Origin of the sequence: Algisphaera agarilytica (genome assembly GCF_014207595.1) — a bacterium.
Taxonomy (GTDB): Bacteria; Planctomycetota; Phycisphaerae; order Phycisphaerales; family Phycisphaeraceae; genus Algisphaera; species Algisphaera agarilytica.
The window spans coordinates 1,222,271-1,235,202 of record NZ_JACHGY010000001.1 but is presented as its reverse complement, the minus strand read 5'-3'; the positions used below and the strand labels follow the sequence as shown (position 1 = coordinate 1,235,202).

Here is a 12,932-nt window from a genome sequence, read left to right as displayed (position 1 = left end):
CGGCCCCTGCGGGCAGCGCGTCCGCGGGGCCCCGCCAAGATTCCTCCTAACGAAATTGATCTCATGGCTCACCGCGGCAACCATCCCCCCAACGCCTTCCCCCCGCCGTTCTACCGCTGGCGGCCCCACCCCTGGCACGGCCTCGAACCCGGGCGTAACCCCCCCGAGTACATGCAGGCCTACATCGAGATCACGCCGTTCGACCTCGTGAAGTACGAGAGCAGCAAGACCACCGGCTACCTCCGCGTCGACCGCCCGCAGCGCAGCAGCTCCCAGCCGCCCGCGCTGTACGGCTTCATCCCGCGCACCTACTGCGGCGACCGCGTCACCTCGCTCTCGCCCAAAGCCAAGGTCGGCGACGGCGACCCGCTGGACGTCTGCGTCATCAGCGAACGCCCGATCAACCGGGCCGACATCCTCGTGAACACCCACGTCATCGGCGGGCTGCAGTGTGTCGATGGCGACGAGGCGGACGACAAGATCGTCGCGGTCATCGAAAACGACAACATGTACGCCGACGTGGACGACATCAACGACCTGCCTTCGGTGCTCATCGAACGGCTGCGTCACTACTTCGGCACCTACAAGATGGTGCCCGGCGGCGAGTCGGAGATGTCGGTCGAGATGACCTATGGCCACGAACACGCGATGAAGGTGATCGAGGCGTCGTTGGCCGATTACCAGGAAGCGTTCGGTCAATAAACGTTTGCCGCTTGCGGCTTAGCGCTGTGTACTCCACGCTAAGCCGCAAGCGGCGATTCAGAAGGGCGGGCCCTGATCAGAGCACGTCTACGTAGTACGCCTCGAGCAGGTTCGAGGCGGAGAAGCCCGCCTGGGTGCCGCCGCCGGCGAGGTAGATCACCCCGGCGTGTTCGAGCGGGAAGATGCCGTGGCGGGCGGTGGGGATCGGCGTGCCGCTGCGCCAGGTGTTGGTGACGGGGTTGTAGATATCCACACGGTCGTAGACGCCGTTGGCGTCGGCAGCGGCGCTGGTGAGGGTCTCGCCGCCGAAGACGTAGAACTCGCCGTTGAGGAACACGGCCTTGCCCGTGCCGCCGCGGGCTTCGGGCATCGGCGTCAGGAACGAGCCGGGGTTGCTGCTGGACTCCCAGGTGTTGGTGTTGGGGTCGTAGACCTGGACGGTGTTGAAGCCGTCGCCCACGACGTTGCCGCCGGTGCGGCCGCCGAAGACGTAGAACTTGCTGCCGTCGGTCGCGGCGGCGGCGTGGTTGGCGTCGTCGGGGATGTTGGCGATCGACGTCCACGAATCCAGCACGGGGTCGTAGACCGCGGCCTGCTGGGTGGTCGAGCTGCCGATGATGCCGCTGGCGAGGTAGACCTTGCCGTCGATCAGCGCGGACGAGGCCGAGCCGGTGGCAAACGGGATGTCGGTGCCGGTGGTCCATGAGTCGGCGACGGGGTCGTAGATCTGGACCTTGCCGTTGCTGCCGCCGCCGAGCCCGCCGAAGAGGTAGAGCTTGCCGTCGATCACCTCGGCGGCGTGGTGGTGGCCGATGAACGGACGCTGGGCCAGGTCGTTGAGCCCGGACCATGTGCCGGTGGCGATGTTGTAGGCCAGCGTGGAATTGTTGCTTTCGCCGACAATGTAGAGCGTGTCGCCGATGATGCCAGCGGCGACTTCACCCATGGCGGCGGGCATGGACGGTAGGTTGAACCAGGACTCGTTGAGGTCCAGGACGTAGGTCTTGTTGGAGATGCCGCCGGGCGAGTCGTCGCCGCCGGTGAGGTAGATCTTGCCGTCGATGTGCGCGACGATCGGCGACTGCGAGGCGACCGGGGCGGGCGGCAGCGAGGTCCACGTGTCGGTCGTCGGGTCGTACATGAAGAATGTGTCGGTGGACACCGAGTTCTGCGTCACGCCGGTGACCACGAAGATGCGGCCGTTGGCGGTGAAGGTCGAGGCGGTGATGTGTCCGATCTTGATCGGAAGGTCGGCCACGCTGGTCCACGTGTCGGTGTTCGGGTCGTAGCGGTGGACGCTTTCGGAGTTGCCGTTGAACTCGTCTTCGCCGATCTGGCCGCCGATGGCGTAGAGGAAGCCGTTGAGCGAGACGCCGGCCATGTGGTTGCGCGGCTCGGGCATGTCGGCGACGGTGCCGGTGGTCCAGCTCGCCGCGTCGTCGCCGGTGCTGTCGGTGGCGCCGAGGTCGAGCGTCCAGACGTCGCCGTGGTCGACGGTGCTGGCGACGCTGCCCTGGGTGCGGGTGGCCCCGCCGAAGTAGTAGAGCGTGCGGCCAAGGATGGCGGCGCCGGCGCCGGCGCGGTCTTCGGGCAGCGACGGCCCGGCGGACCAGGTGTCGGTCGGGATGTTGTAGACCCAGACCGCATCGGTGCTGCCGCCCGGGTGCGTGCCGACGTAGCCGCCAAGCACGTAGATGTTGTCGCCGTCCACGACGTGGTTGGCGTGGGTCAGCTGCAGCGGCACGTCGGCGAGGTCGGTCCACGTATCGGTGGCGGGGTCGTAGACCGCGAAACGATCGGTGACCTGAAGCCCGCCATTGATGAAGCCGCCGAAGAGATACAGCTTGCCACCCGCGTCGATGCCCTGGCCTTCAAACTGGGCGTAGGGCGAGTTGGCGAGTTGTTGCCATTCGGCGAGACGCGTCTCGCCGGGGTCGGCACGGACCGAGAACTTGAAGGTCATCGCCGGGCCGTCGTTCTGCCCGTCGCTCGGGATGGCCACCAGCGTGTGGTCGCCGGTGGTGGCCTGCCAGGTCACCTCACGGCCGGGCCCGTTGCCGTCGGTGAGCTCGACGCCGTTGAGGAAGTAGCGGACCGTGTCCACACCGCTGGTCGTGGTCGGCGAGAAGCGGAGCGTCGTGGCGTTGATCACACCCAGATCGAAGAACGGGTCCTCGGCGGGCACCGCCACGGGCACGTTGCCGCGGATCTCGCCCATGGGGAAGGCGGTGGTGTGGACGTTGACGTAGGCCTGGCCGGTGGTGAGCGCTTCGAGCGCCTCGGCCAGCGTGGGCGTGGGGTTGTTGCCGCCGTGGGTGTGGCTGGTGAGGTTGACCACGCCGGTGACGGTGGCGTTGCGTCGGTCGACACCCGAGTCGATCACGTCCTGCTCGCCGGAGAACACATCGAAGATGTGGGCCATGTTGCTGGTGCCGGCGTTGGCGGGGCCGTGGATGTGGATGTTGGTCAGGTCGGCAGTGAGGCCGGAATAGGTGATCTCGTAAGACAGCTCGTTGGTCGAGGCGTCGTATGAGAACGTGGCGCTGCCGGTGGCGGGGCTGTCGGTCGAGCCATCGGGGTTGCCCATGAAGTTCTTGATCTGCGACTCGTCGATGAGGATGGTGTTCCACACGATGTCGCCGGGGTCGAGCGGATTGGTCGCGAGGGTGCCGAGGGTGCTGCTGTCGGCTTCGTTGAGCACATCGAGTTCGTAGACGATGCCGCTGTTCTGCGGGTTGACCGTGACGCGAATGTCGTCGCTGATCACGCCGCCGATGCCGTTGTCCGCCGAGAGGCGCAGGATGTACACGCCCGGCGCGGTGAAGTTGGCGTTGGTGTCCACGGCGTAGGGGTCGTCGAAGGTGACGGCCGCGGGCCCGGTGACCAGGTTCCAGTAGGTGCGGAGCGGCACGTTGTTGGTGCTGTCGTCGGTGACGGTGCCGTCCAGGGCGGCGGTGCCACTGGGGCCGGCGAAAGCGGCATCGACGCCGGCGTTCACCGTCGGCGGGTTGCCTTCCGAAGGAGCTTCGTAGTTCAGTTGCAGCCAGTTGAGGTTGCCCACGAATCGGCCGAGGCTGGGCGTGTCGAACACGACCCGCAGGACCATCGGGCCGGCTTCGAGCTGCAGGTCGTTGGCGGTCACGGTCTGCCAGTTCTGCCAGCCGCCGGTGACGGGCAGGTCGATCGGGCCGGAGATGTTCTGGCCGTTGATCTCCAGGTGGAACGTGCTGCCGGTGCCGCTCTCCATGGCGACGCGGAAGTCGGCGCTGTAGGTGCCGGCGTTTTCGAGGTCGAAGGTGTACTCGAGCCATTCGCCCGCTTCGATCCAGCCGACGTTCACGCCGCCGTCGGTGTCGGTGGTGGGTTCGATATCCACGAACTCGCCGGGCCGGGTGTTTGCCGGACCTTCGTTGAACGCGGTGAGGTCGAGGTAGGCGATGCCGTTGCCGCCGAGGTCGAAGTGCTCGGCCTCGACACGCTGGTTGGCGAGGTGGGGCGTGTTGTTGAACGGGGCCTGGCCGTCGTCGATCGTGGCGGGGTCGACGCGGATGAAGTCGTAGGTGACCGAGTAGGCCTCGGCTCCGCCGGTGGTCGCGATGACGCCCACGGCCGGGGCGGTGGTGGCGGTCAGCCAACTCGCGGGGAAGGCGAGCGTGCCGGGGATGTCGGTGATCGCGCCGGTGCCGTAGGAGTACGCGGCCTGGACGGTCAGCGTGTCGGGGTCGACGGTGAGGTACAGGTTGAGGTTGGTGAAGTTGTTGCCGACGTTGACGGGCGTGCCGAGGGTGGCGACGCCGTTGACCTCGGTGACGGTGTTGATGGTGCCGTCGCCCTCGATGAACACCGCGATGTAGTTGTCCTGATCGCCGGTGCCGAAGTAGAGCCCGGCGCGCTGACCGGCAACGGGCGTGGCGTTGTCGAAGACCGAGTTGATGTTGGTCTGGATGGTGACGGGGGACGAGTCGGCGTTGAGGTTGATGCCGAACTGGAACGCGTTGTTCTGCGTGTTGGCGTTGCCCAGGGCGGTACCGGCGTCGACGGCGTCGATGGTCAGCACGCCCGCGGCCGAGCCTGCGGTGAGGTTGGCGAAGTCGAACTGGTCGAGGTAGCTGGTCGAGCCGTTGGCCATCACGCCGGTGAAGCCCAGGTCGAGCAGGCCGCCGCGGTTGAGGTCGTCGTTGTCGAAGCTCAGGAGGTAGGGCGCGTCGGTGTTGTTGCCGTTGGTGTCGTCGACCTGGAACGGGTCGTTGACGTCGTCGATGGTGTCGTTGTCGTCGTCGGGGTCGTTGAGGTCGGAGACGAAGTCGGTGTCGTTGTCCGGCGGGGTGTCGCCGGCGGAGTTGGGGTTGGTGCCGTTGTCGATCTCGTCGTCGTTGGAGTAGCCGTCGCCGTCGAGGTCGTCGGGGGTGCCCTGGCCGCTGCCAGCGTCGGGTTCGTAGACGCGGATGGTTTCCTGGGTTCCGCCGAAGAGGTCGGCGACCCAGATGGTTCCGGCAAACGGGTGGCCGTCACCCACCGCGGTCACGTCGAGGGGGTAGTTGCCCACGCTGTTGAACAGCACCTCGCTGCTGATCACGGTGGTGCCGTCGGGCGAGAGCTTGAGTCGGGTCAGCTTGCCGTCGATGGAGACGGTGAGCAGGTCGCCGTTGAGTGCGCCGTCGAAGCCGCTGGCGGTGTACTCGACGATGCCGTTGGTCGAGGTGTCGAAGAGGGCCAGCGCGCCGTCCGAGCCGTTCTCCTGATAGTCGAAGGCCTCGGTGTAGCCGTTGTAGACCGGCGACTGGGGGTTGGTGGGGTTGAAGGTGTTGTTGGTGTTGGCCCGGGTCGGGTTGGGGTGGCCGGAGTACGAGCCCTCGGTCACCAGGTGCAGCGCGTCCATGGCGGTGGTGCCGCCGGGGTTGGGCTGGTTGGTGGGCAGGCCGTTGGGGTCGAGAATCGGGACGTCGCCGATCGAAGAGTTCGGCCCGTTATCGGCGACGTACACCTGTCCGAACTGAGTGAACACAAAGTCGTAGGGGTTGCGCAGACCCGAGGCGAAGATGTCGACCAGGCCGTTCTCTTCGAGGATCGCCTGGTTCTTGCCCGCGTTGCCGCCGAAGGGGTCGTTCGCGTCGTTATTGGTGGCGCGGTCTTCGTCGTCGAGCGTGGGCAGGTTGTGTTTGAACTGCTGGCCGTTGGCGTCGGTCTGCGTGGGCAGGGCTTCGATCGCGTCGAGGTCGAGGCTGAGGATCGCAGCGGACAGGGCGTACTCGGGCAGGTTGCCGAAGAACTCCGCAGGTGCGCCGGCATTGGTCAGGCCGCCGACGGCGACGAGCAGCGTGTTGGAGTCTTCGATCAGCTGCAGGCCGTGGGGCGCGTGGTCCACGGTGGAGCGCGGCAGCCCGCGGACCAGGTCGACCTTGCTCCACGAGTCATCCGGATTCTGCGTGAGTTTGCTGACGATGCCGGAGTTGGTATCGATGCTGGAGTTGGTGCCGTTGGTCAGGCGCGGGTCGCTGGAGGTGACGTAGATCACCGGGTCGCTCGCGGTGCCGACGACTTTGATGCCGGTGATCAGGCGGGTGTCCACGCTGGGGTTGAGCGTGCCGTCGTCTTCGTGGTTGGGTATCTCTTGGACGAGGGTGATCGTCTCGCTGTCGGTGACGGCGTAGTCGTTCGCGCCGTTGCGGGTGATGGTGTAGGCGTGGATCAGCCCGTCGAGCGTGCCGACGTAGAGGCGGTTGTCCGGGCCCCACTGCAGGGTGGTGGGCGAGGTCGCGTCGAGCCCGTTCACGGTCGTCGTCCCGAAGCCGACCGCGACGGGATCAACCGCGTTGGCCTCGAGGCCGAAGCTCAGCGTGTTGGTGCCCGAGTGCAGGATCTCGACGCTGGCGAACTTCGCGCCCGTGCTGCCGGGCAGGACGTAGAAGGTCAGGTCGATGCTCTCGCCGGGGTTCATGGTGACCGAGCTGCCGTAGGTGCTGGCGAACAGGTCGCCGAAGTCGGCGGCGTTGATCCCGGTGATGTTGGTGCCGGTGACGACGACGGGGTCGTCGATCGCATCGCCCGGGTGGGTGAGGGTGACGGTGATGCGTTCGACCACGCCGGTCTGGGCGTTGTTGAAGTCCAGCGTGCTGATCACGTTCGACACCAGCGTGCCGGGCTGGGGCTGGTTGTTGGGCGTGAGGTTGACCGTCGCGCTGGCGGTATTGCTGTCGAGCTGCCCGTCGTTGGCGACGAAGTTGACCGTCCGCGGCGTCAGGTCGGGTTCGGACGCGAGGTTGTCGTAGGTCACGGTGCGGAGCACGGCCTGGTACTCGGCCACGGTCGCCACGCCGGTCAGGCTCAGCGTGCCGCCCGCAAACGCCTTGCTGATCCCCGTGCCGGTTACGTCGGCATCGAGGCGTTCCGAAGCGCCATCGGGCGTGCTGGCCAGGACGACCGTGATTGATTCGATCACCGCCGAGTCGGCGTCGCTCAGCGTGGCATCGGCCGCCGCGATATTCACCGGGCCGTCACCCGCGAGGAACTCGGCGGTATATCCCGTGCCGCCCGCGACCGCGTCGAGATCGAGCACCGGCGCGATCGGGTCGGGCACGATCGGCTCGGCCGTCCGCACCACGATGCCCTTGATCGCGGGGTTCTCCACGCCGCGGAGGAAGTCGATGTCGATCACGCCATCCACCACCGCGATGTCGAAGCTCTTGACCACCCCGGCATACCCGCCGACGTCGGCAAAGATGTCGTAGTCGTCGAGTACGGTGACGCCTTCAAGCTGCACGTCGAACACGCGCAGACCCACGCCCTGCGTACCGGAATAGATGTCGGCGAAGTACAGGTCGACTTGGTAGCTGCCGTTGTCGACGTTCAGGTCGAACGACATCTCGTCGCCGCCGATGAAGTCCCAGCGTTCGGACTTGAAGATCTGATCGGTGGTGTTGGTGGGGACCGAGGGGTCGGACAGGTCGATGCTGCTGCCGGTGATGTAGCCGTAGCTGATCGCGGCGAGGTCGTTGGTGAAGCCTTGGTCGGTGGACCAATCGATGCCGTTCGGGTCGGTCAGGGCGGAGCCGCCGGCGTTGATCGCGTAGACGAGTTGGCCGGGCTCGCCGTCGGGGGGCTGGATCAGGACGATCGAGCTGGCGGAGCTGCTGGTCATGACGCCGTCGTTGGCGACGAACACCGCCGTCCGCGTCAACGGGTTGGGCTCTGCTGCGGCGTTGTCGTAGGTGACCGTGCGCAATACCGCCTGGTAGTCGGCCACGGACGCCGTGCCCGTGATGCTCAGCACACCGGTGCCGGCCGTGTACGTCGCCGAAAGGGCGGTCCCGGTGGTATCGGCGGCGAGCGATTCGTCCGCGCCGTCGGGGATGCTGTCCAGGGTGACGGTCAGCGAAGAAAGCGTGGACGAGTCGGCGTCGGTCAGCGTCGCCTCGGCGGGCACGATCGAAACCGGGCCCTGGCCCACACTAAACGTGGCCGTGGTGTTGACCCCCGAGTCGCTGCCGTTGAGGTCGAGCTCGGGCGCTACCGGGTCGGGCGCGGGCAGGTCGAAGTCGATGGTCGCCGTCGCGGGAGTGCTGGACACCGCGCCGTCGTTAGCGACGAACGTGAGCGTGCGCGGGGTTGTGTCGGGGTTGGTCGCGGTGTTGAAGTAGGCGACGGTGCGCAGCGCCGTCTGGTAGTCGGCCACGCTGCCCGAGCCGGCGATAGACAGGGTGCGGCTGCCGAAGTCGTAGGTCGAGGTCAGGCCCGTGCCGACCGTGCTGGCCAGCAGAAACTCCGCGCCGCCGTCGGGCGTGTTGCCCAGCGTAACGGTGAGCGACGTGAGCGTGGCCGAGTCGGCGTCGGTCAGCAGCGCGTCGGCCGCGGTGGCATTCACCGGCAACCCGCCCGTGAACGTGGCGGACGCCTCGGTCCCGGCCTCCGCACCGTTCAGGTCGAGCACCGGCGCGATCGGGTCGGGTGTGGGATCGCCCACGGTGCGGACCAGGATCGCCTTGACCGCGGGGTTCTCGACTTCGTGGATAAACTCGATGTTGAGCGTGCCGTCGAGCACCTCGACATTGAAGGTCTTCACGACGCCGGTATATCCCCCGACGTCGGCAAAGATGTCGTAGTCGTCCAGGACCGTGTTGCCTTCGAGCTGCACGTCGAACACGCGCTGCCCCACGCCCTGTGTGCCCGAGTAGATGTCGGCGAAGTAGAGCCCGATCTCGTACTCGCCGTTGTCCACTGCGAGGCTGTAGAGCATCTCCGCGCCGGCGTCGTTGTCCCACCGCTCGCTCTGGAAGATCTGCTCGTCGGTATTGGCCGGCACCGAAGCGTCGGTGAGGTTGATGGTGTCGGTCGAGGTGTACGGCTGGCTGTCCGCGGCCGCCTCGTTGGTGAAGGTCGTGTCGTTGACCCAGGCCACGCCGTTGGCGTCGGTGAAGGCGATCCCGCCGGCGTTGAGTGCGTACACCACATCACCCGCCAACAGCAGCCGGGGCTCGAGCGACTGCAGGGTCGAGGCGGGCGAGGGTTTGGCTTGCCGCTGATCACGCCGCATCCGCCGGCGGGTCAGCCCGCCCAGCGCGGGGTCCAGCGCCGCGTGGGGCGCGGGCGTGGTCGGCCGGGGGGTGTCTCGTTCTCCGCTCATATCTCTCGATTCCTGCTGCGGCACTCCGCCCGCCCCCTGACTGCTTTGGGTAAAAATGGCCATGTCCCGGTGAAACGCAGCCGGGACCAGGGATCGCTCGCCCGACAATGCCGAGGCAGTCTCGGTCGGTTGCGGGCAATCTCAATCAGACAAACGACTTACGACAGGTGTCGCTGACCGATTCCAGCCTCCGTGCTGCGACGAGGAGTGGGCCGCCTCAATTTCATAGGGATGCCCGGCCGTCGTGGCCAAGCGATCACTCACCCTCTCTCGCTGGAATATATCACCGATCAAACGTGAGTAAAGACAAGAATGCCATTCACTTGCGAATTTATGTGTTCTGCACACACCACGGCTCGGGGATCGCCGGGGAGCCCGGGGGAGGCACTTGGATGGGCACGCGTAAACCCCTAGAAATGGGGCGGGAGAAGGGCTAGGGCACCAGGTCCCGTGCGCCTTGGATCACCCGGCCCCAGTCGAACGCCGGGCCGGGGTCGACCTTGACCTCGGACAGGTGGTAGTGCCCGATCAGGCCCTGGTGTTGGTCCTGGGCGTCAGGCGTGAGCAGGTGGGGGACGACCCCGCCGTCGGCGCCTCGCGGGGCGTCGAGCTCGATCTTCGGCAGCACGCGGTGGAGCGCCGCGGTCAGCTTGATCAACGCGTCGTACTGCTCGTCCGTGAAGTCGTACTGTTCGAGGTCCCGGCCCTGGAGGTTGCCCACCACCACCGCGTCACGGCTCGGCCGACCCACGAAACCCGGCGTGCGGATGCTCTGGCGCTCGGTGGCGTCGGGGATCGTGATGCGCGTCCGCCCATCCGCATCGGTCGCGTACCAGCGGTCAAACGGATTGGCTTCATCCCGGGCGTACGCCCCGATGTGGGCGATCTCGATCCCGACCGACCGCGAGTTAGCGTGGGCCGCATGCCAGGCGCGTTCCTTCACGTCTAGCGTCTGGTAGATGGTGCCGTCCAGGTCGAGCAGGAAGTGGGCCGAGAGGTGGCGGTGGTCGTGCAACACCTCGAAGCACCGCCGCGAGGTGCCGCAGGCGTCGTAGTGGATGACGAACTGGTCGACGACTTGCTGGAGCTGCTCGAGCGTCCACCCGCCGCCGCGCACCGCGTGCAGTTGTTCCTCGGTCAGGTTGTGGTCGCGCAGGCCGTAACGCTGCGCATCACCCTTGGGCGCGGGCCAGTGTTCGGGTTCGCGGTGATCAAAACTGCCGAAGCGTTTGTCCACGCGGTAGGCGTCGTACCCGCCCGGGTCGGTCCACAGCACCACCGGCGTGCCCGTGCGGAACCGCTCCCCGGCCACCACGATCTCGTCGAAGTGCCGCGCCACCGGCGTCCCCGGAGACATCCGGCAACCCGTGACCAACACAACCAAAACCAGCAGCAGCAACCCGACCTGCATCGCCTCACCCCTTTTCGCCGAGCACCTTCTTACGACGAAGGATGTGGTGGTAGTGCTGGGCAAAGCGGTGCGCTTCGTCCCGCGCCGCCTGGCAGAGTTTTAAACCCAGGTTCTGTCGGCTGAGCCGGATCGGCTCCTTCTTCGCCTGGACATAGATCAATTCTTCCTTCTTCGCCAGCGAAATCACCATCGGCGGCTTCACATCCAATTCCTCAAAGACCTCCTGCGCCGCGTGCAACTGACCCAGCCCGCCGTCGATGATGATCACATCCGGGTACAGCTCGTGGCCCTGACCCGCCTCGCGATACCGGCGCGACACGACCTCGCGGATGCTGGCGTAGTCGTCGTTGCCACCCTTCACGGTCTGGATCTTGTATCGGCGGTATTCGTTCTTGAGTGGCCGACCGTCGACGAAACACACCTTGCTGCCCACGGTCTCCCCTCCCTGGAGGTGGGCGATATCGATGCACTCGATGCAGCGGATCGGTTCTTCCAGGCCCAGCGTTTTACGCAGCGACTCCAAGCCCTTTTCTGGATCGACGTAGAACGATTCGCTCTCGGGCTGCCAGTTCTGTTTGGTCGTGCCGCGCTCGTCGAGCTTTTCGATGGCCTTGATCTGGTCGCGGATCGTCGCCGCCTGCTCGTAGCGCTGGTCTTCGCTGGCGCGTTCCATGTCGCGCTTGAGTTCGCGCAGCATCACCGATCGCTTCGACCCGAGGAACCGCACAAACCGGTCGATGTCCGCCCGGTACTCGGCCTGGTCGATCTTCGCGCCGCACGGCGCGGTGCACTGCTTGATCGGATACAGCAGGCACGGCCGAAAGTGCTTCCGCTGATCATCGTCCTCGCGGATGTCCAGGTGACACGTCCGGAACTTGAACACCTTCTGCAAGATCTGCACCGACTCCCGCAACGCATACACGCTTGTGAACGGCCCAAAAATTTTCGCGCCTTTGAACTCCTCGCCCTGCGGGTTGCGTGTGATGAACACCCCCGGGAAGTCGTCCTTCAGGGTGATCGCGAGATACGGAAACGTCTTGTCGTCGATCAGCCGGGCGTTGAACTTGGGGTGGATGTCCTTGATCAGCCGGTTCTCGGTGAGCAACGCTTCCCACTCGCCTTCGCACTCGATGGTGTCGAAGTCGTCGACGATGTCGAGCATGGGCTGCTTCTTGGGGCCGAGGTCAGCAGACGGCACGAAGTACGAAGACACCCGGTCGGGCAGCTTCGACGCCTTGCCGACGTACACCACAACGCCCGCGGCATCTTTCATGAGATAGACGCCCGGCACTTTGGGGAGCTGCCGCGCTTTTTTCAGCAGCTCATCGAGTTTCTCGCGTCGTTCGGGCATCAGAACGGATTGTACGCCACGCTCTGTGCCCGATCCGTGTGAAATACATCGCGGGTGCCGTGGTCAAGCGAAGCGCCGGCCACGATAACTGTGGCTCCGCGTGGCCGGCACTCGCTGCGATCGTTTGACCACGGCACCCAATCCAGGCTGATCCGCGAGCTAGGGGTATCGCTGGGCTTGCCGCACAGCCGGGACCGGCGGACAATGAACGCATCTCGAATCTTTCCGAAAGGGTTGGACATGTTGCGTGTGGTGATCGCGGTGGTGTTGGGCGGGGTCGTGCTGCAGGCCTGGGGCTTCGCGTCGTGGATGGTGCTGGGGATGCACGACGCGACCTTCAACGACCTGGGCGACCCGGCAACGGAAGACGCGCTGGCGGCGCTCATCGAGAAGGCCGACCTGAAAGACTCGGGCTGGTACTACTGGCCGGCGATGCCCGAGGACTGGGGCGACGCCGAGGCGATGGCCGCCTACGAAGAACGCCACGCCTCGATGCCCATCGGCCACCTCATCGTCGCCCCCGCCGGCCAGGAACCCATGCCCCCGAGCATGATGGCCATCGCCGGCGTCACCAACCTCGCCATCGCGCTCGCCGCCTGCCTCCTCGTCGCGATGTCGAAACTCAAGGGCTTCTTCAAACGCTGGGTGTTCGTGGTGGGCCTGGGCGTCGTGACCGTCTTGGCCACCGACGTCATGGGCTGGAACTGGATGCGCATCCCCACCGACTACGCCATCGCCATGGCCGTCGACCGCCTGATCGCGATGGCCCTCCTGGGCGCGGTCGTTGCGGCGCTGATTTATCCCGCAAGGCCCGGCAAACACTCTGAGCCCCAAGGCTAAAGCGAGTC

Annotated in this window: 5 protein-coding genes; 2 read left to right on the top strand and 3 right to left on the bottom strand. The window is 66.1% G+C overall.

All coding sequences use genetic code 11. The features are described from left to right. Positions 1-63 precede the first annotated feature (63 nt). A complete protein-coding gene (locus HNQ40_RS05255) occupies positions 64-702 on the top strand; it encodes an inorganic pyrophosphatase (RefSeq protein WP_184676829.1) in 639 nt (212 codons plus the stop codon). A 76-nt stretch (positions 703-778) separates the two neighbouring features. Here HNQ40_RS05255 and HNQ40_RS05250 read toward each other — a convergent pair whose 3' ends face one another. The 3 genes from HNQ40_RS05250 to HNQ40_RS05240 all read right to left on the bottom strand — a co-directional run bounded on the left by HNQ40_RS05250 (position 779) and on the right by HNQ40_RS05240 (position 12,084). Then, entirely contained in the window at positions 779-9,322 is an 8,544-nt protein-coding gene (locus HNQ40_RS05250) for a Kelch repeat-containing protein (protein WP_184676828.1), read from the bottom strand. 433 nt (positions 9,323-9,755) lie between these two features. Beyond that, positions 9,756-10,733: an N-acetylmuramoyl-L-alanine amidase gene (locus HNQ40_RS05245; protein ID WP_184676827.1), complete on the bottom strand. Its 978-nt coding sequence runs from the start codon at positions 10,731-10,733 to the stop codon at positions 9,756-9,758. Between the two features lie 4 nt (positions 10,734-10,737). After that, entirely contained in the window at positions 10,738-12,084 is a 1,347-nt protein-coding gene (locus HNQ40_RS05240) for an excinuclease ABC subunit UvrC (RefSeq protein WP_184676826.1), read from the bottom strand. 240 nt (positions 12,085-12,324) lie between these two features. Here HNQ40_RS05240 and HNQ40_RS05235 point away from each other — a divergent pair, with 240 nt between their 5' ends. Further along, entirely contained in the window at positions 12,325-12,924 is a 600-nt protein-coding gene (locus HNQ40_RS05235) for a hypothetical protein (protein ID WP_184676825.1), read from the top strand. The last annotated feature ends 8 nt before the right edge of the window (positions 12,925-12,932 follow it).

Excerpts from the sequence above, each read along its gene's own strand:
- HNQ40_RS05250 (WP_184676828.1), bottom strand. The coding sequence starts at position 9,322 with ATGAGCGGAGAACGAGACACCCCCCGGCCGACCACGCCCGCGCCCCAC.
- HNQ40_RS05255 (WP_184676829.1), top strand. The coding sequence starts at position 64 with ATGGCTCACCGCGGCAACCATCCCCCCAACGCCTTCCCCCCGCCGTTC.
- HNQ40_RS05240 (WP_184676826.1), bottom strand. The coding sequence starts at position 12,084 with ATGCCCGAACGACGCGAGAAACTCGATGAGCTGCTGAAAAAAGCGCGG.
- HNQ40_RS05235 (WP_184676825.1), top strand. The coding sequence starts at position 12,325 with ATGTTGCGTGTGGTGATCGCGGTGGTGTTGGGCGGGGTCGTGCTGCAG.
- HNQ40_RS05245 (WP_184676827.1), bottom strand. The coding sequence starts at position 10,733 with ATGCAGGTCGGGTTGCTGCTGCTGGTTTTGGTTGTGTTGGTCACGGGT.